The 21357-nt window shown below is 68.2% G+C and carries 18 protein-coding genes; 10 read left to right on the forward strand and 8 right to left on the reverse strand.

Annotation, left to right across the window (positions count from 1 at the left end; genetic code table 11):
* Window positions 1-141 precede the first annotated feature (141 nt).
* Window positions 142-1098: an aldo/keto reductase gene (locus LG3211_RS24480; RefSeq protein ID WP_057945135.1), complete on the reverse strand. Its 957-nt coding sequence runs from the start codon at window positions 1096-1098 to the stop codon at window positions 142-144.
* Window positions 1099-1418: 320 nt separating this feature from the next.
* Here LG3211_RS24480 and LG3211_RS24485 point away from each other — a divergent pair, with 320 nt between their 5' ends.
* The gene (locus LG3211_RS24485) at window positions 1419-2453 is read left to right on the forward strand and encodes a hybrid sensor histidine kinase/response regulator (protein ID WP_187313103.1); all 1035 of its coding nucleotides are present in this window, start codon (window positions 1419-1421) and stop codon (window positions 2451-2453) included.
* A 235-nt stretch (window positions 2454-2688) separates the two neighbouring features.
* Here the strand turns inward: LG3211_RS24485 and LG3211_RS24490 are convergent, their stop codons facing one another.
* Both LG3211_RS24490 and hrpB read right to left on the reverse strand, forming a co-directional pair.
* On the reverse strand, window positions 2689-3054 hold the full coding sequence (locus LG3211_RS24490) for a hypothetical protein (protein WP_057945137.1): 366 nt from the start codon (window positions 3052-3054) through the stop codon (window positions 2689-2691).
* 219 nt (window positions 3055-3273) lie between these two features.
* On the reverse strand, window positions 3274-5820 hold the full coding sequence (gene hrpB / locus LG3211_RS24495; protein WP_057945720.1) for an ATP-dependent helicase HrpB: 2547 nt from the start codon (window positions 5818-5820) through the stop codon (window positions 3274-3276).
* 231 nt (window positions 5821-6051) lie between these two features.
* On the opposite strand from hrpB, the gene LG3211_RS24500 reads away from it, so the two are divergent.
* Window positions 6052-6846 (forward strand): TatD family hydrolase, encoded by a 795-nt coding sequence (locus LG3211_RS24500; protein WP_057945138.1) that lies wholly within the window; start codon window positions 6052-6054, stop codon window positions 6844-6846.
* Between the two features lie 27 nt (window positions 6847-6873).
* Here the strand turns inward: LG3211_RS24500 and LG3211_RS24505 are convergent, their stop codons facing one another.
* Window positions 6874-7332 (reverse strand): hypothetical protein, encoded by a 459-nt coding sequence (locus tag LG3211_RS24505; protein WP_057945139.1) that lies wholly within the window; start codon window positions 7330-7332, stop codon window positions 6874-6876.
* Between the two features lie 327 nt (window positions 7333-7659).
* Between LG3211_RS24505 and LG3211_RS24510 the strand changes: the two genes are divergently transcribed.
* Window positions 7660-8514, forward strand: coding sequence for a hypothetical protein (locus tag LG3211_RS24510; protein WP_057945140.1), 855 nt, complete (start codon window positions 7660-7662; stop codon window positions 8512-8514).
* A gap of 69 nt (window positions 8515-8583) precedes the next feature.
* Here LG3211_RS24510 and LG3211_RS24515 read toward each other — a convergent pair whose 3' ends face one another.
* From LG3211_RS24515 to LG3211_RS24525, 3 genes are all read right to left on the reverse strand, one after another.
* Window positions 8584-9129 (reverse strand): hypothetical protein, encoded by a 546-nt coding sequence (locus LG3211_RS24515; RefSeq protein ID WP_057945141.1) that lies wholly within the window; start codon window positions 9127-9129, stop codon window positions 8584-8586.
* Window positions 9130-9287: 158 nt separating this feature from the next.
* Window positions 9288-10055 (reverse strand): ABC transporter permease, encoded by a 768-nt coding sequence (locus LG3211_RS24520; RefSeq protein WP_187313212.1) that lies wholly within the window; start codon window positions 10053-10055, stop codon window positions 9288-9290.
* A 47-nt stretch (window positions 10056-10102) separates the two neighbouring features.
* Entirely contained in the window at window positions 10103-11128 is a 1026-nt protein-coding gene (locus LG3211_RS24525; RefSeq protein WP_083512827.1) for an ABC transporter ATP-binding protein, read from the reverse strand.
* Window positions 11129-11395: 267 nt separating this feature from the next.
* On the opposite strand from LG3211_RS24525, the gene LG3211_RS24530 reads away from it, so the two are divergent.
* The 4 genes from LG3211_RS24530 to LG3211_RS24545 all read left to right on the forward strand — a co-directional run bounded on the left by LG3211_RS24530 (window position 11396) and on the right by LG3211_RS24545 (window position 15978).
* Window positions 11396-12142, forward strand: coding sequence for a ferredoxin--NADP reductase (locus tag LG3211_RS24530; RefSeq protein WP_057945144.1), 747 nt, complete (start codon window positions 11396-11398; stop codon window positions 12140-12142).
* A gap of 242 nt (window positions 12143-12384) precedes the next feature.
* Window positions 12385-13941, forward strand: coding sequence for an alpha/beta hydrolase (locus LG3211_RS24535; RefSeq protein WP_057945145.1), 1557 nt, complete (start codon window positions 12385-12387; stop codon window positions 13939-13941).
* Window positions 13942-14047: 106 nt separating this feature from the next.
* Window positions 14048-14794 (forward strand): ABC transporter ATP-binding protein, encoded by a 747-nt coding sequence (locus tag LG3211_RS24540; protein ID WP_057945146.1) that lies wholly within the window; start codon window positions 14048-14050, stop codon window positions 14792-14794.
* Window positions 14791-15978 (forward strand): ABC transporter permease, encoded by a 1188-nt coding sequence (locus LG3211_RS24545; RefSeq protein ID WP_057945147.1) that lies wholly within the window; start codon window positions 14791-14793, stop codon window positions 15976-15978. The genes LG3211_RS24540 and LG3211_RS24545 overlap by 4 nt, the downstream gene beginning before the upstream one ends.
* 109 nt (window positions 15979-16087) lie before the next feature.
* On the opposite strand, the gene LG3211_RS24550 is transcribed toward LG3211_RS24545, so the two are convergent.
* Complete coding sequence (locus LG3211_RS24550; RefSeq protein WP_057945148.1) at window positions 16088-17122, reverse strand: energy transducer TonB; 1035 nt, start codon at window positions 17120-17122, stop codon at window positions 16088-16090.
* A gap of 462 nt (window positions 17123-17584) precedes the next feature.
* On the opposite strand from LG3211_RS24550, the gene LG3211_RS24555 reads away from it, so the two are divergent.
* The 3 genes from LG3211_RS24555 to LG3211_RS24565 all read left to right on the forward strand — a co-directional run bounded on the left by LG3211_RS24555 (window position 17585) and on the right by LG3211_RS24565 (window position 21357).
* Window positions 17585-18643, forward strand: coding sequence for an SPFH and helix-turn-helix domain-containing protein (locus LG3211_RS24555; RefSeq protein WP_057945149.1), 1059 nt, complete (start codon window positions 17585-17587; stop codon window positions 18641-18643).
* The gene (locus tag LG3211_RS24560; RefSeq protein ID WP_057945150.1) at window positions 18643-19752 is read left to right on the forward strand and encodes a TFIIB-type zinc ribbon-containing protein; all 1110 of its coding nucleotides are present in this window, start codon (window positions 18643-18645) and stop codon (window positions 19750-19752) included. Before LG3211_RS24555 ends, LG3211_RS24560 begins: the two co-directional genes overlap by 1 nt.
* A 402-nt stretch (window positions 19753-20154) precedes the next feature.
* Window positions 20155-21357: an MFS transporter gene (locus tag LG3211_RS24565; protein WP_057945721.1), complete on the forward strand. Its 1203-nt coding sequence runs from the start codon at window positions 20155-20157 to the stop codon at window positions 21355-21357.

The raw sequence follows: 21357 nt of genomic DNA on the forward strand, positions 1-21357 counted from the left end.
GATGACGGATTCTGGAAGGCACAGCCTAGGCGGTGCGATGACATGGATACAGGGTCAGTTGGCGGCGGAATCGACCCGTACAGAACGCGCGGGCCACTGCGGGCGATTTGAGGCATCGGCGCCGGCATTGGAAACCGGCGCTCACCCACCCGCGCTGGCGGCATCGAGCGCGGCGATCTCATCGGCCGACAAGCTCAGCCGCGCCGCGGCGATCAGCTCCTGCAACTGCGCCACGCTGGTGGCGCTGGCGATCGGTGCGGCGATCGACGGCCGCGCGATCAGCCAGGCCAGTGCGACCTGCGCTGGCGTCGCGCCGCGGTGGCCGGCGGCGACTGCGTCCAGCGCGGCGAGAATGCGCAGCCCGCGCGCGTCGAGATACTTGGCGACCGCGCCGCCGCGCGCGCGGCTCTTGCCCAGATCGGCGCGGCTGCGGTACTTGCCGGTGAGAAAGCCGCTGGCCAGCGAGTAATAGTTGATGACGCCCAGGCCGCGTTCGCGCGCCAGCGGCTGCAACTGCGCCTCGAAGCCGGCGCGATCGTAGAGGTTGTATTCCGGCTGCAGGGTTTCGTAGCGCGGCAAGCCGTGGCGCTCGGACACGTCCAGGGCCTGGGCCAGACGCGCGGCGGAGTAGTTGGAAGCGCCGATCGCACGCACCTTGCCTTGTTCGATCAGCCGCGCGAACGCACCCAGCGTGTCTTCCAGCGGTACCGAGGCATCGTCTTCGTGCGCCTGGTACAGATCGATGACATCGGTGCCAAGCCGGCGCAGCGAGTCCTCGACCGCCGCCTGGATATTGGCCGGGGCCAGCCCGCGGCGCGGCCCCCACTTGCCGAGCTTGGTCGCGATGACGATGCGCTCGCGGCGTCCGCCGCCCTGAGCCAGCCAGCGCCCGATCAGGGTCTCCGACTCGCCGCCCTGGTTGCCCGGCACCCAGGCCGAGTACACGTCGGCGGTATCGACCAGCGAAAACCCGGCCTCGGTGAAGGCGTCGAGCAGGGCGAAGCTGGCGGCCTGATCGGCGCTCCAGCCGAACACGTTGCCTCCGAAGGCCAGCGGCGCCACATACAGGGAGGAACGACCGAGGGGACGCGGATTCATTGCGGTTTCCTTAATGCCGGGGTGGGCATGATGCGCCGCCGCAAAAGCTCCAGTCACACCGAAACTGCAACGTTGTCTTGCTGACTGCGGCAGCTCGTCGCACAGGCGTGAACGATTCAGCTTTTTCGGAGACCATCCCGCCTTTGCGTGAAGGTTTCTGTTAACTTTCCACACGATTTCCACGCGGTTCACGTATGCGAAATTGACGTGAAATTCGTAGCGATCCAGCGCCTCAACGGGGACCTACAGGACGTATGAGTACACCCGCGACATCCACCGGCCGCATCCTCGTCGTCGACGATCAGGCCGCAAATCTCCGCGTGGTGACTGCCCTATTGTCCCGCCAGGGCTATGAAGTGGTGTCCGCTTCGACCGGCGACGAGGCCCTGGAGCTGTACGCCGCCGCGCCGCCGGACCTGATTCTGCTCGACGTGATGATGCCGGGCATGGACGGCTTCGAAGTCATGGCCGCGCTGCGCGCCGGCTCGCCGCTGCGGGTGCCGGTGGTGTTCGTCACCGCGGCGCACGACCGCGACCTGTTGCTGCGCGCCTTCGACGCCGGCGTGGTCGATTACGTCACCAAGCCGTTCCTGCCGGAAGAACTGCTGGCGCGGGTCAACGCCCATGTCGGCCTGAAGCTGACCCGCGACCGCCTGGAGCGGGTCGCGCGCGAACGCGAGGAACTGGTCAACCTGGTCGCGCACGATCTGAAGAACCCGCTGACCAGCGTGCTGTTCGCCAGCGACCTGTTGATGAACAACGGCTGCAAGCCCGAGCGCATACCGCGCTACCTGCAGATGATCCACGAAAGCGCCGACGACGCCCTGGGCTATATCCGCCATTACCTGGAAAGCCAGGCCGGCACGCGCGAGCGCGCGGAGCAGACCGGCCGCGCCGATCTGGCCGAGACCCTGGTGTGGCTGGTGCGCCGCTACGAAATGCAGTTGGACGCGCGCGGCATCCGCGTGGAAGTGCAGCCGCCGCCCAACGGCGCGGCGCAGGTCGCGATGGACCCACGCGTGCTGCGTCAGGTCAGCGAGAACCTGGTCACCAACGCGATGAAGTACGCGCCCAACAGCGATCTGCTGCTGGCCGCGCGCAACAGCGCGCCGGGTTTCTGGCAGCTGATCGTCGCCGACCGCGGCCCGGGCATTCCGCTCGCGCGCCAGCGCGAGCTGTTCAAGCCGTTCGTGCGCCTGCACGACGCCGACGTGGACGACGGCCTGTCCAACGGCCTGGGCCTGTCGCTGGCCAAGCAGATCGTGGTCAATGCCGGCGGCCAGCTGTGGTACGAGGAACGCAAGCAGGGCGGCTCGCGTTTCATCATCGAGTTGCCGGAGGCGGCGCGCGAGTAAGGCGTCCGCGGCGTTCGGCGGCGAAGCCGTTCGCACGGACTCATCGATATCCAGGCCGGCCTTGCGCCGGCTTTTTGCTGGCCGCTTCCAGGCGCGGATTGTTCGCCGAGAGCCATCGCGCGCGTATCAAGACAAAGGCCGACGCATGCGTCGGCCTTCGTGTATGCGATCGCCGCGACGGCATGCGCCGGCGCGGTGCGCGGACGGTCCGGCTAAGGACCCGGCCGGCGCCGGATCACTCCGTCGATTCGTCGCCGCCGTTGCGGCTGGCGCGGCGGCGGCGCGGTTCGGCACGCTCGGAGCGGCGCGCGTCGATGCGGCGCGCGCTGCCTTCGATCGCTTCGCCGCCTTCAGCCTGGATGCGGGCCTTGCGGCGCGCGGCGGCGTACCACAGCAGACCGGCGCCGGCGACCGCGGCGACCGCGACCACCGGATTGCGGCGGATGAAACCGCCAGCGGTGCGCGCACCGGTCTTCAGAGCGCCGAACTTGGCGCCGGTTTCGAGCCATTGGCCGGCCTTGGGCGCGGCTTCCTTCAGATTGGCGCTGATCGCGTGCACCAGTTCCAGCGCGCGGTCGGGCAGGGATTCGAACTTGCTCATCGTGTCGGTCCTGGACAGGAGAAACGATCCCCAGTGTCGGGGCGCCACCGTTGAAATTCTGTGAGCGGCGGCGCGCAAGGCCGGCTGGGGGCTGAATGCTTTAAGCCAGGAACGAGTGCGCAGGAGTGAGAAATGAGTGAAAGCCAGCTACGTAACGCGTGCCTGCTGGCCACAAGCTTTTACTCATTTCTCACTCCTGCGCACTCGTTCCTCGCCCCATCACGTCCCGCGCGGCTTGGCCCGATGCGTCGCGGTCGCCGTCCACGGATCGTCCGGCCACGGGTGGCGCGGATAACGTCCCTTCATTTCCTTCCTGACTTCGAGATAGCCGCGCTCCCAGAACCCGCGCAGATCCTGGGTGACCTGCAAGGGCCGGCCGGCTGGCGAGAGCAGGTGCAAGGTCAGCGGCACGCGGCCGTCGGCGATGCGCGGCGTGTCGGCCAGGCCGAACAATTCCTGCAGCTTCACCGCCAGCACCGGCGCCGACGCGCCGACATGCGGGTCGTGGCGTTCTTCTTCGAAGTGATACTGAATCGCGCGCTCCTGCCCCGACGGCACGGCGATGCGGGTGGGCGCGAGGGTTTCGAGCTTCTGCCGCCAGGTCCAGTCCGCGAGCGAACGCAGCGCCTCGCCGAACGCGGCTTCGTCCAGCGCGTCGAGCCGGGTCTTGCCGCGCAGCGCCGGCTTGAGCCAGGCGTCGAGGCCGGCCAACAAGGCCTCGTCGCTCAGATCCGGCAGCGCGTGCTCGCCCTTGGCCAGTTCCGGCATCCACTCGCGCAGGCAGCGAATGCGCGCGCGCCACTGCCGCAGCGATTCGGTCCACGGCAGCGCGTCCAGGCCGAGCTGGCGCACCGCATCGACCAGCGCATCGGCGTAACGCGCCGGATCGGGTTTGGCCAGCGGCCGGCTGTCGAGCACGATGCGGTCGAAGCGACGCTCGCGCACCGCGGCGATGCCGCGCGCGCCGGCGTCCCACAGCACCCGGTCTTCGCTGACGAAGCGTTGCGGGAACTCGCGTTCCAATCGCGCTTCGTCGAGCGGCGCGGCGCGCAGGATGCGGGCATCGCGCGGATCGTCGCGCAATTCGGCGATCACCAGCCACGGCTCGCCGTACACCGCGCTGTCGTCGAACAGTTTCGCGCTGCGGCCGTTGGCGAGTTGGTAGCGATACGGATCGCCGGGATGTTGGCGGGCGATGCGATCGGGAAACGCATGCAGCAGCAGATCGCCGAGCGCATGCGCGGGCACGCTCGCGGGCGGATTCGTCTCCACGCGCAAACGCCGGCGCCATTGCCTGGCGGCCTGATCGAGCGCGGCCAGGGCCGAACGCGAGGCATCGGCCGGCGCGCGCCCGCCGCGGAACGCGGCCAGCGCCTGCCAGCGCGCGGCCAAGGCGTCGCCACCGCTGCGCAGCGGATCGCGCGCTTCGATCAACGCGGCCAGATCGCAGGCCAGCGCGCGTTCGCGCGCATCGTTCGGCGCCAGCAGCATCGCCGCCAGGCGCGGGTGCGTGCCGAGCGCGAGCATGCGTTTGCCGAACGCGGTGATCGTCGCGCCCTGCGTACCGCTGCCTTCCAGCGCGCCCAGGCGCAGCAGCAGTTCGCGCGCGGCGGCCATCGCCCCGCCCGGCGGTGGATCGACGAAACGCAGGCCGGCATCGCCCCAGGCGGCGAGTTCCAGCACCAGCCCGGCCAGTTCGACCTGGGCGATTTCGGGACGGCGCTGCGGCTCCAGCCGCTGCGATTCCGGCCACAGCCGATAGGCCCAGCCCTCGGCGACGCGGCCGGCGCGGCCGGCGCGCTGATCGGCCGAGGCCTGGGCGATGGACACCACATCGAGGCGGGCGAAGCCGCTGTTGGGGTCGTAGCGCGGTTCGCGCGCCAGACCCGAGTCGATAACGATGCGCACGCCCGGCAGGGTCACGCTGGATTCGGCGACGTTGGTCGCCAGCACCACGCGGCGGCGGCCGTCGGGATCGGGCTGCAGCACGCGGCTTTGCTGTTCCACCGGCAATTCGCCGTGCAGGCTCAGCACATCGACGCCGCGCGCGGCCTCACTGCCGGCCAGCGCGGCTTCGGCGCGGGCGATTTCGCGCTGGCCGGGCAGGAACGCCAGCACATCGCCGGGATGGCTGACGAGCGCGTGCTCGACCGCGCGCTTGATCTGGTGTTCGAGCTTTTCCTCGCGCCGCGCCGGAAAGTGCGCGAGCGTCACCGGATAACTGCGGCCGGCGCTGCTCAGGCGCGGCGCATCGAGAAATTGCGCCAGGCGTTCGCCGTCCAGGGTCGCCGACATCACCACGATGCGCAGGTCTTCGCGCAGCGAGGCCTGCACGTCCAGCGCCAATGCCAGGCCCAGGTCGGCGGCGAGGTGGCGTTCGTGGAATTCGTCGAACAGCAGGGCGCCGACGCCGTCCAGGGTCGGATCGTCCTGGATCATGCGGGTCAGGATGCCTTCGGTGACGACCTCGATGCGGGTGCGCGGGCCGACCTTGTTTTCGAAACGGATGCGGTAGCCGACCGTCTCGCCCGCGGCTTCGCCGCGCTGGCGCGCCATGAAGTTGGCGGCGGCGCGCGCGGCGACGCGGCGCGGTTCGAGCACGATGATCTTGCGGCCGTCCAGCCACGGCGCATCGAGCAGCGCCGGCGGCACTTGCGTGGTCTTGCCGGCGCCGGGCGGCGCTTCCAGCACCAGCCGCGGGTGCGCGGCGAGGCTGTCGCGGATCGCCGGCAGCAGGGAATCGATCGGGAATTGGGCGGTGGTCACCTGCATAAGGATACGTGCGCGGTTGTGCGGCGTGGCGCGATTGCCTGCTCCCTCATCTGCACCACCGTTTTCCCGCCTTTGAAAAAGGGGGGTGAGGGAGATTTGCTTTTGGCGCTTTACCGCGGGAGCAACAGCAAATCCCCCCTCCCCTCCTTTTCAAAGGGGGGAAAAGCGAGAGCGGGCTAGTAAACTTGGGCATTGCGGCCTCCAAGCCCCTCTCTTCGTGATCCCATGCAACTGATCGACATCGGCGCCAACCTCACCCACGACAGCTTCGATCCCGACCGCGAGGCGGTGCTGCAGCGCGCGCGCGATGCCGGCGTGGCGCGCATGGTGATCACCGGCGCCAGCCGCGAGCATTCGCCCAAGGCGCTGGAGCTGGCGCGGCAATACCCGGGCGAGCTGTTCGCCACCGCCGGCGTGCATCCGCATCACGCCACCGAATACACCGCCGAGTGCGACGCGGAAATGCGTGAGTTGCTGTCGCACGATGAGGTGGTCGCGGTCGGCGAATGCGGCCTGGATTATTTCCGCGACTTCTCGCCGCGCCCGGCGCAGCGGCGCGCGTTCGAGATGCAGTTGCAGACCGCGGTGGACACCGGCAAGCCGCTGTTCCTGCACCAGCGCGACGCGCATGCCGATTTCATGGCGATGATGAAGAACTTCGACGGCAAGCTCGGCGCGGCGGTGGTGCACTGCTTCACCGGCACGCGCGAGGAGTTGTTCGATTACCTCGATCAGGACTGGTACGTCGGCATCACCGGCTGGCTGTGCGACGAGCGCCGCGGCCTGCACCTGCGCGAGCTGGTCAAGCATATTCCGGCGCAGCGGTTGATGATCGAGACCGACGCGCCGTATCTGCTGCCGCGCACGGTGAAGCCGGCGCCGTCGCACCGGCGCAACGAGCCGATGTACCTGGCGCATATCGTCGAGGAACTCGCCCGCGATCGCGGCGAGGAGGTCGCGGTCACCGCCGCCAACAGCAGCGCGGCGGCGAGCGCGTTCTTCCGCTTGCCGGCGCGCTGAGATTCGCGCGCCGGCCCGGCCCTTCGGTCAGTCCAGGGTGAAATTGCCGCAGCCGTACCACAGCGCCGGCCAGGCCTTGTGGTCGGGACCGGCGTTCTTCGCCGCCGGCGTGACCATGATCGCGTAGGTGTAGGGCCCGTACTTGCCGCCGGTATTGCCCTTGTTGTCCTTGCACACCTGGCCCAGCTTGACCGGCGCGATCTGCACCTTCAATCCGGTCTTTTCCTGGCCGATCACGCCCACCAGCTGGTACTGGCCCTGCGGCGCGGCGGTCTGATCCAGCGGGCCGTTGAGGAGCTTCTTGGCTTCCGGCACGGTCAGCGCGTAGACCACATTCAATGTGCTGTCCGTAGTCAGCACCACCCTCCAATCGGTATTGCCGCCGCGGAAGGCCGGCGAGGGAAAGGTGATGGCCTGTGCGAACGCACAAGGCGCCGCGAGCGCGGCGGCCAGCGCCAGAGCGGCGGCAGTGATGGAAACGCGCATGGAAGACTCCTGGAGGGGGCGACGTCGTGCCGCCGGTACCGCTATCAACGAGCGGCCGCGGCATCCGTGAAAGCCGGCCGGCACGGCCGACCGGTGCGGGCCGCGAGCGCTTGCGCGCGTCGCGGTTCACTCACCAACGCGTTGCCTGCGCGATAGCGGACAACACGCAAGGCATGGGCATCGCCTCGTTCGCGCACGCGTTCGAGCCAGGCCGCGCCGCTGGAATTCGCCGACTGCGCCGCGACGCGGAGCGGCCGAACTCGCTACTCTTCGCGTTCGAACCGGGACGCCGCCGCCCATCGCCCCGACGCCTTGCCAGGACTCCGCATGCCGACCGCCGTCTCCGAAAACCGATCGCCCGTCTTCGTTCCGATGGCCGTCGCCTGGCTGGCGCTGATCCTGTCGGCGGCCTTCGTCCTGATCGGCACGATCACCACGCCCGCCGACGCGCGCGCGACGGCTTCGGCGGCGGCGCAGATCGTGCAGTGGCTGTGCTCGATCGGCCTGCTGTTCGGTTTCGTGCTGGCGCTGGGTTGCGCGCTGGTCGATCGCCGCGGCACGCCGCGGCGCGCGTGGTTCGCGGTGCTGGCCGCGCTGGTGCTGATCTTCGGCCTCGGCGTGGCCTGGTCGATGGGCCAGAACCAGGCCTTGGCCGCCTTGCTCAAGGATCGCAGCCGGCACGAGCTGCTGATCTGGGTGTCGGCGCTCGGCGCGATCAAGGTGATCGTGATCAACGCAGTCGCGCTGCCGATCGCGTGGCGGCTGGGCGGGCGCGGCGACACGCCGGTGAGCTGGAGTTCCGGGCAACGCAGGGTGATCGGCGCGCTGGTCGCGGCGAGCCTGTGCGCGGGCCTGTTGCTGCTGGTGCAGAACGTGGCCGCGGCCTTCACTTCGCTGGGCCAGGGCGAACGGGGCGCGGGCATGAGCGTGGTCGCGCTCGCCGTCGGCGCGGTGCACGGCCTGTTCGCCTTGGCGCTGCCGATGCGGCGCGGCGCGGGCGCGGTGCCGGCGCTGCTGTCGTCGCTGCTCACGCCGGTGTTGATTGTCGCCGCTTCGCTGCCGGTGGTCACCGCCGGCGAAAGCTGGGACCTGCCCGCACGGATCACCGCGGTGCTGCTGATCCTGTTGTTCGCGCCGATGCTGTCGTGGCTGCTGGTGCGCTGGCTGCACGGGCGCGCTTGATACGCACGCGCCGGGCAAACGAAAACGGCCCGCATCGCGGGCCGTTTCGGTTTCGCCGCAATGAAGGGCTCAGTACATGGCCAGATCGCCGCAGCCCTTGAACGTGTCCATGCCGTCCACGTGCACGCTGACCGACTGCATGTGCTTGTTGTCGCCGTCGTCGGTGCATTCCTGGCGGCTGATCTCGATGGTCATCGGCTTGGCGCCGTCCTTGCCGGCCAGCTCGCCGCTGAGCACGATCAGCGTGCTCGGCGCGTCGGCCGGCTGACCGTTGTAGCGCGCGCTGCCGCTGGCTTTCTCGCTGCCGCTGCCCCAGGTCAGATCGACCTTGTGATTCATCTCGCCGGTGGCCTGGATCTCGATGCTCCAGTGTTCGCCGAAGCCCTTGAACGCGGGCACCGGACTGACCTTGCCGACCTGATCGGCGCCGATCTTGCCCATGGGCTGGATGGTCTCGGGCGCGTCGGCGGGGGGCGTATCGGTCGCGGGCGCGGCGGTGTCTGCAGGCTTGTTCGCGCTCGCATCGGCCACCGCCGGATCGGCGGCCGGCGGTTTGGAGCAGGCGGCGGCGAGAACCGCGACGGTGAGCAACGCGGCGAAAGGCATCAGGCGCATGGGCAACTCCCAAATCGAATCCGCCCGGTGCGGGCGCTGAGGTTGTAACGCGGCGGCGGTGCAGATGGGGTCAAAGGCCAGGAACGAGTGCGGAGAAGTGAGGAGTGAGCGAAAGCCAATACTCGTTCCTCACTCCTGCGCACTCACTTCCAGATCAATCAGCTGCGCAATCCCACGCCGCGCTTGAGCAGCCACAGCGCCAGCGACGACAGCCCGACCACGAAGGCCAGCATCAGCGCATAGGCGACCAGCACCGGCACGTCGCTGCTGCCGAGCAGGCCGTAGCGGAATGCATTGACCATGTAGAAGATCGGATTGGCGTGAGTGGCGGCTTCGGCCCAGGCCGGCAGCAGCTTGACCGAATAGAACACGCCGCCCAGGTAGGTCAGCGGGGTCAGGATGAAGGTCGGGACGATGGCGACGTCGTCGAACTTCTTCGCATACACCGCGTTGATGAAGCCGGCCAGCGAGAAGATCGTCGCGCCCAGCAGCACGGTGGTGAAGGTCACCAGCGGGTGCGGCACCCGCACCTTGGTGAAGAACATCGCGATCAGCAGCACGATCGCGCCGACCATCAGCCCGCGCAGCACCGCGCCGGCCACATAGCCCCACAGGATCACCCAGTTCGGCATCGGGCTGACCAGCAGTTCCTCGACATGGCGGCCGAACTTGGCGCCGAAGAAGCTCGAGGAGATATTGCCGTAGCTGTTCTGGATCACGCTCATCATCACCAGGCCGGGGACGATGAACTCCATGTAGGTGTAACCCCCCATGTCGCCGATGCGCGAGCCGATCAGGCCGCCGAAGATCAGGAAGTACAAGGTCATGGTGATCGCCGGCGGCACCAGGGTCTGGCCCCAGATGCGCAGGATGCGCGCGACTTCGCGCCGCACGATGGTGCCCAGCGCGACCAGGTTGCGGCGCATGGAAGTGGCTTGAATCGCGTCGGCCGGTTGCACCGGAAGCGTCTGGCTCATGCGGCGGTCTCCGTCGTTGCGGGGGTGGGTTCGGACGGCTGGTTGATCATGCGCACGAACAGTTCTTCCAGTCGGTTGGACTTGGTGCGCATCGAGCGCACGCGGATGCCGGCTTCGCCGAGCGCGGCGAATACGCGGTTGAGATCCATCGCGCGCGGCATCTCCAGATCCAGGGTGTGGTCGTCGGTGGCCAGGATGGTCGCGCCTTCGATCGCCGGCAGCGTCGCCGGCAGGCTGCCGTCGATGTCGAGCAGGAAGCCTTCCACGTCCAGCATCGCCAGCAGCGCGCGCATCGGGCCCTGCTGGACGATGCGGCCCTGGTCGATGATCGCCAGGTTGCGGCACAGGTTCTCGGCTTCTTCCAGGTAGTGCGTGGTCAGGATGATGGTGGTGCCGGCGGCGTTGATCTCGCGCAGGGTCTTCCACATGCCGCGGCGGATTTCGATGTCCACGCCGGCGGTGGGTTCGTCCAGGATCAGCAGGCGCGGGCGGGTCATCATGGCGCGCGCGATCATCAGCCGGCGCTTCATGCCGCCCGACAGCGTGCGGCTCATCATCGTGGCCTTTTCCCACAGCTGGGCGCGCTTGAGCTCTTCCTCGGCGCGCTGCAGCGCGACCGCGCGCGGCACGCCGTAGAAGCCGGCGTAGTTGACCAGGATGTCGAGCGGCTTCTCGAACATGTTGAAGTTGAGCTCCTGCGGCACCAGGCCGATCAGGCGCATCGCTTCGCTGCGGTTGCGGGTCAGGTCGGTGCCGAAGATCTCCACCGAGCCTTCGCTGAGATTCACCAGCGAGCTGACGATGCCGATCAGGGTGGACTTGCCGGCGCCGTTGGGGCCGAGCAGGGCGAAGAAGTCGCCCGGGGCGACGTTCAGGGACACGCCCTTGAGCGCCTGAACTTTGTTGTCGTAGGTCTTGCGCAGGTCGCGCACACACAAGGCGGGCACCGAAGCGGACGCGGGGGCACCGGAGTGCGCCGTTGCCGAACCGGGTCCCGTGGCGGGGGCCGTTGGCTGGGTCATTGCGGAAGGTTCTCGGATCGCTGGCCGCGGGCCTCGCGGCGAATGGCTTAGTATAGGCGGCCCCGTGGCGGTACTCCGGCCACAGACTGTTGCGAAATCCCGCGTTGCCTCGCCCAGGACGGGCCGAACCTCGCCCTGGACAGGCTTTGCGCCCACCAGGCTTTGCGCAGGCGGTCGCCTCGATCATCGCGACGGGGCCGGCCGGGCCCCTCCCGCGTCCGATCGCGCCGCAAGCCGGCCGGACCGCCCACCGAGAATGCGACCTACATGAAGCAATTCCCGCTCAAGCTCGTCTCGCGCAGGATGCTGGCGCCCAGCGTCGGCCACTACGTGTTTCTGCGCGACGACGGCGAGCCGCTGGACTACATCCCCGGCCAGTTCATCCAGATCCATTTCCAGTACGCCGACGGCACCGCGACCAAGCGCAGCTATTCGCTGGCGACCATCCACGACCATGCGCTGGGCCCGGGCGAGGAAGTGGAGATCGCGGTCAGCTACGTGCCCGGCGGCGCGGCGACGGCCTTGTTCGAAGGCTTGAACGAGGGCGATCCGGTCCTGGCCAGCGGCCCGTTCGGGCGTTTCTGCCTGATGCCGGGCGACGCCAACCGGCGTTACCTGCTGATCGGCACCGGCACCGGCGTCACCCCGTACCGGGCGATGCTGCCGCAGTTGCAGACCCTGATCCGCGAGCGCGGCATCCAGGTGGTGCTGCTGTTCGGCGCGCGCACCCCGGACGAGCTGCTGTACGGCGACGAGTTCCGCGCCTTCGCCGATCGCGAACCCAACTTCCGCTTCGTCCCGTGCTTCTCGCGCGAGTTGCCCGAGCAGCCGCACGCCGATGTGCGCCATGGCTATGTGCAGCAGTTCCTGGATGAGTTCGCGCCGGACGCGAACGGCGACATCGCTTATCTGTGCGGCAATCCGAACATGGTCGATGCCTGTTTCGAGGCGCTCAAGGGCCATGGGCTGCCGGTGCCGCAGATTCGGCGTGAGAAGTACATTTCGTCCAAGTAAGGCTTAAGAGCGAATCCCCCCTGCCCCCCTTTTCAAAGGGGGAACAGCAAAAGCCCGGGGGACGCCGCGCTAACCGTTGCCCCCTTTAAAAAAAGGGGGCACGCGCCTGCGCATCCCCCATCCCGGGCCATAGCCCACCGCGCGGGGGATTCGCTCCACCCACCGCGATCGGTCACATTCTTCCCGAAGCCCCCGTCTGTCATCCTTGAAGGCGCACCCGCCTTGGGGAAGAGACTCGGACCATGCATCGATTCGGATACGCACAACGGCCGCGCTACGCGGCCTTGGGATTGGCCGCGGCCTTCGCGGTACTGGCTTTGGCCGGTTGCAGTAACAGCGGTACGCCGGCCGCGGCGAGCGGCGGCGCCGGCAAGACCGCGGCGGTCAAACGCCACTACGGCCGCATCGTGTTCGACCCGTGCACGCTGTCCTCGGCCTACGCCGCCGGCACCATCGCCGCCCAGTGCGCGACCTTCAAGGTCCCGGAAAACCACGCCGCGCCGAACGGACGCACGATCGACCTGCATATCGCCTGGCTGCCGCCCACCGATGAGAGCGCGGTCGACGACGATCCGGTGTTCTTCCTCGCCGGCGGCCCCGGCCAGGCCGCGACCGAGTCGTGGCCGCTGGTCGATGGCGCCTTCCGCGAAGTGCGCAAGCACCGCAGCATCGTCCTGGTCGACCAGCGCGGCACCGGCCGGTCCACGCCGCTGACCTGCCGCGACGCGGCCGGCGACAGCGACGGCAGCCAGAGCGAGCAGGCCATGCTCGACCACTCGGTCGCCGCGGTCGAACGCTGCGCCAAGTCGCTGAAGGTCGATGCCCGCTACTTCACCACCACCGACGCCATCGCCGACCTTGACCTCGTGCGCACGGCGATCGGCGCGGCCAAGATCGACCTGGTCGGCGTCTCCTACGGCACCCGCGTCGCCCAGCAGTACGCCGGCCGTTATCCGCAGCACACCCGCGCGGTCGTGCTCGACGGCGTGGCGCCGAACGAACTGGTGCTGGGCAGCGAGCACGCGCGCAATCTGGATTCGGCGCTGGCCGCGCAGTTCAAGCTGTGCCAGCAGACCCCGGCCTGCCGCGCGCGCTTCGGCGGCGAGCCGCGCGAACAGTTGCGCCGGCTGATGGCGCGCCTGCAGGCCGCGCCGGTCGAGGTCGACTACCGCGACCCCAGCACCGGCGAACAGCTGCGCGAGAAGGTCACCTCCGGCCACGTGGCGATGCTCACGCGCATGTTCTCCTACGCACCGGAAGCGGCCTCGCTGCTGCCGCTGATGCTCAACGAAGCCGACCAGGGCCGCTACGCGCCGCTGATGTCGCTGTCGAAGATGCTCGGCAACCAGCTCAGCGAAGAACTCAACTACGGCATGCAGCTGTCGGTGACCTGCGCCGAGGACGCGGACCTGTTCGTCGCCGATCCGGCCGACGCCGACACCGTGCTGGGCGATGCGATGACCAAGGTGCTGCAGGCGCAGTGCAAGGTCTGGCCGACCGGTCAGCGGCCGAAGGATTTCCACGCGCCGTTCGCCTCGCCCTTGCCGGTGCTGCTGCTGTCGGGCGAACTCGATCCGGTCACCCCGCCGCGCTACGGCGAGCAAGTGCTCAAGCACCTGCCCAACGGCCGCCACCTGATCCTCCGCGGCCAGGGCCACGGCGCCCTGCGCATCGGCTGCACGCCCAAGCTGCTGGGACAGTTCATCGAAACCGCCAACGCCAAGCAGCTCGACGCGCGCTGCCTGGACGCGCTGGGCTACGTGCCGCCGTTCGTTTCGTTCAATGGGTGGGAGCCCTGAGAGCCGGGATTGGGGATTTGTGATTCGGGATTCGAAAGCCCGGACATCGCGACCCCGCCCGCTTTTGCCAATCCCGAATCCCCAATCCCGAATCACGTGGAAAATCATGATCACCGCCCACGATCTGCATAAATCCTTCAAGACCAAGACCGGCCTGGTGCAGGCCGTGCAAGGGGTCGATTTCGAAGCCCGCGACGGCGAGATCACCGGCTTGCTCGGGCCCAACGGCGCCGGCAAGACCACCACGCTGCGCATGCTCTACACGCTGATGCAGCCCGACCGCGGCGAAGTGCGCGTCGATGGCATGGACGCGGCCAAGCAGGCGGCCGCGGTGCGGCGCGCGCTGGGCGTGCTGCCCGATGCGCGCGGCGTCTACAAGCGCCTGACCGCGCGCGAGAACATCGCCTACTTCGGCGAGCTGCACGGCATGAGCCGCGCCCAGATCGATCAGCGCACCCGCGCGCTGTCGCAGGCGCTGGACATGGACGACATCCTCGACCGCCAGACCGAGGGCTTCTCGCAAGGCCAGCGCACCAAGACCGCGATCGCGCGCGCGCTGGTGCACGACCCGCGCAACGTGATCCTGGACGAACCCACCAACGGCCTGGACGTGATGACCACGCGGGCGATGCGCGGCTTCCTGCGCGGCCTGCGCGAGGAAGGGCGCTGTGTGATCTTCTCCAGCCACATCATGCAAGAGGTGGCCGCGCTGTGCGATCGCATCGTGATCATCGCCAAGGGCCAGGTGGTCGCCGCCGGCACCGCCGATGAACTGCGCGCGCACACCGGCGAAGACAATCTGGAAGACGCCTTCGTCAAGGCGATCGGCAGCGACGAGGGACTGCACGCATGAAGACCGGTACTTTCGCCGCCATGTGGTCGGTGATCCGCAAGGAACTGCGCGACATCTCGCGCGACCGCCGCACCCTGGCCATCACCCTGCTGATGGGCCCGCTGCTGTATCCGCTGCTGATGCTGGGCATGGGCTCGCTGGCCGAGAACCGCGCCCGCACCCAACTCGACACCGCGCTGCGGGTGCCGGTGCGCGGCGCCGAGCACGCGCCGAACCTGATCAAGTTCCTGGCCACGCAGAACATCGTCGCCATTGCCGCACCGATAGATCTCGACGCGGCGATCCAGAGCCAGGACAGCGACGTCGGCCTGATCATCAGCAAGGACTACGCCCAGGATTGGAAGGACGGCCAGCCGGCGCTGGTGGAAATCGTCCAGGACAGCACCCGCCGCGACGCCGAAATCCCCAGCCGGCGCGTGCGCGCGGCGCTGGAGGGCTACAGCCGCCAGGTCGGCGCGCTGCGGCTGCTGGCACGCGGGATCTCGGCCAACATCGTCCAGCCGGTCAACGTCGGCGATCGCGACGTCGCCACGCCCGAGGCCAAGCGCGGCCTGGTGCTGTCGGCGCTGCTGCCGTACCTGCTGATCATGACCTCCTTCATCGGCGGCGCGTACCTGATCATCGACGCCACCGCCGGCGAGCGCGAACGCCAGTCGCTGGAGCCGCTGCTGGCCACGCCGGCGCCGCGCGGGGCGATCGTCAGCGGCAAGATCGCCGCGGCCTGCATCCTGGGATTGTTCTCGCTGCTGCTGACCCTGCTCGCGTTCAAGCTCAGCGCGCAGATGACCTCCGGCATCGGCCGCATGCTCGACGTCGGCCTGCCGGCGATCGGCAAGATGCTGCTGATCCTGATGCCGATGTCGTTCATCGGCACCGCCCTGCTGACCTACCTGTCGGCCGCGGCCAAGAGCCTGAAGGAAGCGCAGAGCCACATCACCTGGCTGATGTTGATGCCGCTGATCCCGACCTTCGTGTTGATGGTCAATCCGCTCAAGACCCAGCTATGGCAGTTCACGGTGCCGTTCCTGGCCCAGAACCAGCTGCTGTTGAAGGTGATCCGCGGCGAAGCGATCTCCGGCCAGACCTGGGCGGTGTATCTGGCCACCGCGTTCGGGCTGGCGGCGCTGCTGTGGTTCGCGGCGGTGCGGCGTTATCACAACGAGCAGTTGGCGATTTCCGGCTGAGGCCGGCGATGGGCGGCCGCCGCGGTGTCGCGGCGGCCGCGGCCTCAGACAAAAAAAAGCCCGGCTTGCGCCGGGCTTTTGTTTTGCCGATGGGTTCGACCTGGTGCGATCAGCCGCCCGGGTTGAAGCCGATCGTGCGGCGCGTGGTGACCGGTCCGGGGACCGGCTGGAAGCGCCACTTGCGCACCGCGTTGACCGCTTCGCGATCGAACACCCGCGCCGGGTTGGAACGCACCACGCGCGCGGCCGTGACCGAGCCGTCGGTGCCGACGGTGAACTCGACCTGGACCTCGCCGGAGGTGCCGGCGCGCAAGGCTTCCGGCGGATACCGCGGGGCCGGTGTCGACACCGCGCGCAAGTCGCTCGGCGAGGCCGTCGCGGCGGCGGCCGGAGCCGGACGCTCGGGCGCGGCGGCCGGTTCGGGGGCGCTGCGTTGTTCGGCGGCGCGTTGCTCGGCGGCTTTCTGCTCCGCGGCGCGCTGGGTCGCGGCCTGGCGTTCGGCGGCCTGCTGGGTCGCCAGTTGCTGTGCGGCCTGCTGCTGCTGTTGCTTCTGCTGGTCCAGACGGGTCTTTTCCAGCTCGGCCTGCTTCTTGGCCTGTTCCTCGGCGGTGAGCTTTTCCTGCTCGGCGCGCTTGGCGACCCCGTCCTGGGCGGCGGTGATGCTGGCCTTCAGACGGGCCAGCGCCGGATGCTGGGCGTCGGCGCGTTCGATCAGCGCGGCCAGGCGCTGGGCTTCGGCGAAGTCCTCGCGGCCCACGCTCTGTTCGGTCGCGATGACCGTCATCGGCAGCAGGTCGGTCAGCGCGCTGGAGGCGACCGCATCGGCCGGCGCTTTTTCGCGCAGGGCCAGGTAGTACTCGACGGCGTTGTCCTCGACCGGCGCGTAGAGACGGTTTTCCACATACGCCTTGCGCGCGGCTTCGCGCAATTGGTCCACCGTCAGGGCCGAGACCTTGGCCGAAACGGCGTTCTGCGCGGTCACCGCGGGTGCGGTGGCGGCGGGCGCGGGCGTCGCGTCCGTGGCGGGCGCGGCGTCTTCTTTTTTCCCGCAGGCGGCCAGCGCGCATCCGAGCGCGAGCACGACGGAAACCTGCTTTACAACGCACAGCCGGCTGCTACGCCGGTCATAGTTAGCGACGATCATTGGTAAAAGCTCCCCTGAAGTACGCGAGACCCGTCCGATACGGGGCCGGGCGCACGTCCGATAGGACGCGCTAGCGGGCCGCGTTTGTCAAGCATTCAGGTTGCGGTGGTCCCCGGGATGGGCGTCAGATGCCGAGTGTGCCATCCATCGCGCCGCCTACCGATACCGGGTGTGTCGGTTTGCAGCGCAACGCGCGACCGCCGCCACAGTTCGCAGGCATGCGCGAGCGGCGCGTCCGGCACGTCCCGAACCCCTGTCGCAGTTGTGAAACGCGGCCGCGCCGGGGGCGGCGCCGGGTCGCGCGGACGCGGTGCACGACCCGACCCGGCCGGCTCCATCCGCCCCCGTGCGCGCGGCCGCCGGCCTCGCCGCGCCGCCTCAATCGCCGCCGCCGCCGATGCCCGGGCCGCCATCGGCGTGCTCTAGAATCGCCGCACCACAGGCAGGAAGCGGGAGCGGGTCATGAGCATTCTGGGTTTCATCAAGGGCGAGCTGCTGGAGATCATCGAGTGGACCGATGACTCGCGCGACACGCTGTCGTTCCGCTACCCGGACGACGACAAGGAGATCAAGAACGGCGCCCAGCTGATCGTGCGCGAGTCGCAGCAGGTGCAGTTCGTCGCCGCCGGCCAGTACGCGGACCTGTTCAATCCCGGCAAGCACACGCTCAAGACCGAGAACATCCCGATCCTGTCCACCATCCTGGGCTGGAAGTACGGCTTCAACTCGCCGTTCAAATGCGATGTCTATTTCCTCAACACGCGTTTGTTCACCGGCAACAAGTGGGGCACCTCCAACCCGGTGATGATGCGCGACGCCGACTTCGGCGTGGTCCGCCTGCGCGCGTTCGGCACCTACGATTTCCGTATCGTCGATGCGCCCAAGTTCCTGCGCGAAGTCGCCGGCACCGACCAGAATTTCCGTCTCGACGAATTCGCCGACACCATGCGTTCGCGCATCGTCAGCGTGTTCACCGATGCGCTCGCCACCGCCAAGGTGCCGGCGCTCGATGTCGCCTCGCGCTACGGCGAACTCGGCGACGCGCTGCTGCCGATCATCAACCCGGCGATGACTTCCAAGTACGGCATCGAGATCACCAGCTTCCTGCTGGAAAACGTCTCGGTGCCGCCGGAAGTCGAGAAGGCCATCGACGCGCGTTCCAGCATGGGCGCGGTCGGCAACCTCAACGACTACGTCAAGTTCCAGATGGGCACCTCGATGGCAAACGGCAGCGACGGCGGCGCGGCCGGCGGCGCGGCGCAGATGGCGATCGGCTTCGGCATGGCCCAGGAAATGATGCGCAGCATGCAGAACACCGCCGCGCCCGCGGCGGGCGGCGCCGCCACGGCTGCGGCCGCCGGCGCGCTGGACGTGCTCACGCCCGAGCAGGCGGCCGCCACGCTGGGCGTGTCGGTCGAAGACGTGATGGCCGCGATCGCCTCGGGCGATCTGAAGGCGCGCAAGATCGGCAACGCCACCCGCATCGCCAAGGCCGCGCTCGAAGAATTCCTGCGCGGCTGATGGACAGCGCCACCGTCGGAAAACATCCCTGCCCGGAGTGCGGCGGGGATCTGCAATGGAATGCGGCCAAGCAGTCGCTGGCCTGTCCCTATTGCGGCACCATCGTGCCCTGGTCGCCCGCGCAGGAAGCGCTGGGCGAGCAGGTGGCCGAGCTGGATCTGGTCAAGGCCCTGGCCGAGCATCCGGCCGACCAGCGCGGCTACGGCGACGATGCCCAGCGCCGCGAAGTGCAGTGCCAAAGCTGCAAGGCGATCTCGGTGTTCGTCGACGGCAAGGTCGCCGATCGCTGCGAATTCTGCGGCTCGCCGTCGATCATCGACCACCAGTCGCTCGGCGATGCGGTCACGCCGCAAAGCCTGCTGCCGTTCAAGATCAGCGACGGCCAGGTGCGCGATTCCATCCGCAAGTGGTACGGCACGCGCTGGTTCGCACCGAACCGGCTCAAGAGCGCGGCGTTGACCGACACGCTCAAGGGCGTCTACCTGCCGTACTGGACCTTCGACGCCCACGTCTCGGCCAGTTGGACCGCCGAAGCCGGTTATCACTATTACGAAACCGAGAGCTATACCGAGAACGGCGAGCGCAAGACCCGGCAGGTGCAGCGCACGCGCTGGGAAGACGCCTCTGGTTCGTTGCAGCATTTCTTCGACGACGAACTGGTGCCGGGCACGGTCGGCGTGCACCAGGCTTTGCTGCAGCAGATCGGGACGTTTCCGACCACCACGGATTTGAAGCCGTACTCGCCCGAATTCGTGCGTGGATGGTTGGTGGAGCGTTACCAGGTCGATCTGCGCCAGGCCGCGCAGCGCGGCGAAGCGTCGATGCAGGAGCAGACCCGCGCCTTGTGTTCGGCCGACGTTCCGGGCGATACGCAGCGCAATCTGCAGGTGCAGGCGAGCTTTCGCGGCCGCACCTTCAAGCACATCCTGGTGCCGGTGTGGCTGGTCAGCTACACCTATGGCTCGCGCAGTTTCCAGGTGTTGACCAACGGCTACACGGGGCAGATCGCGGGTGAGCGGCCTTACAGCTGGGTGAAGATTTTCTTCGCTTCGCTGGCGGCGTTGATCGTGGCGATGTTGTTGCTGGTGGTGTTTGGCGGCAATCGCTGAACGCGGTTGCGCGCGATCGCGCGATCATTTTCGTGTTGAACGGTTCGGTCGGCTTTGTCCGCCGAGTGTTGCTGCGCGCGTGGACGACAGCTCGGCGAGCTCATTGAGCATGCACTGAGATATCGCGTGCGGCTATAGCGATTGTTGCTGTTGCTGTTGCTATTGCATTTTTTGCTCGTCATTCCCGCGAACGCGGGAATCCAGAGACTTCAAGCGTTCTCGCACGAAAGGCCCTGGATTCCCGCGTTCGCGGGAATGACGAGCAAAAGCAGAAGCCTCAAGCAAGAGCAAGAGCAAGCGCTTAACTATTGACTTAAAATCAATAGAAATTCGTCCAGAACCCCATTTTTCAGCAAACCCCCCCAGCCGACACTGCGCATCCCCATCCACCGGATGCCCGCCATGCCCCTCGCCCTCCTGGCCCTGACCCTCGGCGCCTTCGCCATCGGCACCACCGAGTTCGTCATCGTCGGCCTGATCCCCACCATCGCGGAAGACCTCGGCGTCAGCCTGCCCTCGGCCGGGCTGCTGGTCAGCCTGTACGCCCTCGGCGTCGCCATCGGCGCGCCGCTGCTGACCGCGCTGACCGGGCGCGTGCCGCGCAAGACCCTGCTGGTCGGGCTGATGGCGCTGTTCACCGTCGGCAACCTCGTCGCCTGGATGGCGCCGGGCTACACCACGCTGATCGTCGCGCGCATCCTTACCGGCCTCGCCCACGGCGTGTTCTTCTCGGTCGGCTCGATCATCGCCACCAGCCTGGTGCCGAAAGACAAGGCCGCCAGCGCCATCGCCACCATGTTCAGCGGCATGACCGTCGCCTTCGTCACCGGCATCCCGATGGGCACCTTCATCGGCCAGCACTTCGGCTGGCGCACCACGTTTCTGGTGGTCGCCGCGTTCGGCCTGATCGCGATGCTCGGCAGCGCCGTGTTCGTGCCGAAGAAGATCGCCCACAGCGCGCCGGCGCCGCTGCTCAAGCAGGCCGCGGTGCTGCTGCAGCCGCGCCTGTTGCTGGTCTATGCGATGACCGCGGTCGGCTACGGCGGCTCGCTGATCGCCTTCACCTACCTCGCGCCGATCCTGCAGGACATCGCCGGTTTCAGCCCGAACATGGTCAGCCTGGTGCTGCTGGCCTACGGCATCTCGGTCGCCTTCGGCAACGTCTGGGGCGGCAAGCTCGCCGACCGCAACGGCCCGATCAAAGCACTGAAGACGATCTTCCTGCTGCTGGCTTCGGTGCTGTTCGTGCTCAGCTTCACGGCGCACAGCCAGTGGCTGGTGGTACTCACGGCGCTGGCCTGGGGCGCGGTCGCGTTCGGCAACGTGCCGGGCCTGCAGGTATATGTAGTCAAGCAGGCCGAGCATTACTCGCCGCAGGCGGTCGATGTCGCCGCCGGTTTCAATATCGCCGCGTTCAACCTCGGCGTCGCCGGCGGCTCCTGGGCCGGCGGACTGGTCGTCGCCCACCTGGGCCTGGGCCACACGCCGTGGGTCGGCGCGCTGGTGGTGCTCGGCGCGTTCGGCCTGACCGCATGGAGCGGCTGGCTCGACCGTCGCGACGGCCTGCCCGATCGCACCAGCGGCGCCGTCGTCGCCGCGCACTGA

It is taken from the genome of Lysobacter gummosus, from assembly GCF_001442805.1.
Lineage (GTDB): Bacteria > Pseudomonadota > Gammaproteobacteria > Xanthomonadales > Xanthomonadaceae > Lysobacter > Lysobacter gummosus.

Excerpts from the sequence above, each read along its gene's own strand:
- LG3211_RS24530 (WP_057945144.1), top strand. The coding sequence starts at position 11,396 with ATGAAGCAATTCCCGCTCAAGCTCGTCTCGCGCAGGATGCTGGCGCCC.
- LG3211_RS24515 (WP_057945141.1), bottom strand. The coding sequence starts at position 9,129 with ATGCGCCTGATGCCTTTCGCCGCGTTGCTCACCGTCGCGGTTCTCGCC.
- LG3211_RS24555 (WP_057945149.1), top strand. The coding sequence starts at position 17,585 with ATGAGCATTCTGGGTTTCATCAAGGGCGAGCTGCTGGAGATCATCGAG.
- LG3211_RS24505 (WP_057945139.1), bottom strand. The coding sequence starts at position 7,332 with ATGCGCGTTTCCATCACTGCCGCCGCTCTGGCGCTGGCCGCCGCGCTC.
- LG3211_RS24560 (WP_057945150.1), top strand. The coding sequence starts at position 18,643 with ATGGACAGCGCCACCGTCGGAAAACATCCCTGCCCGGAGTGCGGCGGG.
- LG3211_RS24525 (WP_083512827.1), bottom strand. The coding sequence starts at position 11,128 with ATGACCCAGCCAACGGCCCCCGCCACGGGACCCGGTTCGGCAACGGCG.
- LG3211_RS24535 (WP_057945145.1), top strand. The coding sequence starts at position 12,385 with ATGCATCGATTCGGATACGCACAACGGCCGCGCTACGCGGCCTTGGGA.
- LG3211_RS24565 (WP_057945721.1), top strand. The coding sequence starts at position 20,155 with ATGCCCCTCGCCCTCCTGGCCCTGACCCTCGGCGCCTTCGCCATCGGC.
- LG3211_RS24540 (WP_057945146.1), top strand. The coding sequence starts at position 14,048 with ATGATCACCGCCCACGATCTGCATAAATCCTTCAAGACCAAGACCGGC.
- LG3211_RS24510 (WP_057945140.1), top strand. The coding sequence starts at position 7,660 with ATGCCGACCGCCGTCTCCGAAAACCGATCGCCCGTCTTCGTTCCGATG.
- LG3211_RS24500 (WP_057945138.1), top strand. The coding sequence starts at position 6,052 with ATGCAACTGATCGACATCGGCGCCAACCTCACCCACGACAGCTTCGAT.
- LG3211_RS24550 (WP_057945148.1), bottom strand. The coding sequence starts at position 17,122 with ATGATCGTCGCTAACTATGACCGGCGTAGCAGCCGGCTGTGCGTTGTA.
- LG3211_RS24520 (WP_187313212.1), bottom strand. The coding sequence starts at position 10,055 with ATGCGCCGCAACCTGGTCGCGCTGGGCACCATCGTGCGGCGCGAAGTC.
- LG3211_RS24490 (WP_057945137.1), bottom strand. The coding sequence starts at position 3,054 with ATGAGCAAGTTCGAATCCCTGCCCGACCGCGCGCTGGAACTGGTGCAC.
- LG3211_RS24545 (WP_057945147.1), top strand. The coding sequence starts at position 14,791 with ATGAAGACCGGTACTTTCGCCGCCATGTGGTCGGTGATCCGCAAGGAA.
- LG3211_RS24480 (WP_057945135.1), bottom strand. The coding sequence starts at position 1,098 with ATGAATCCGCGTCCCCTCGGTCGTTCCTCCCTGTATGTGGCGCCGCTG.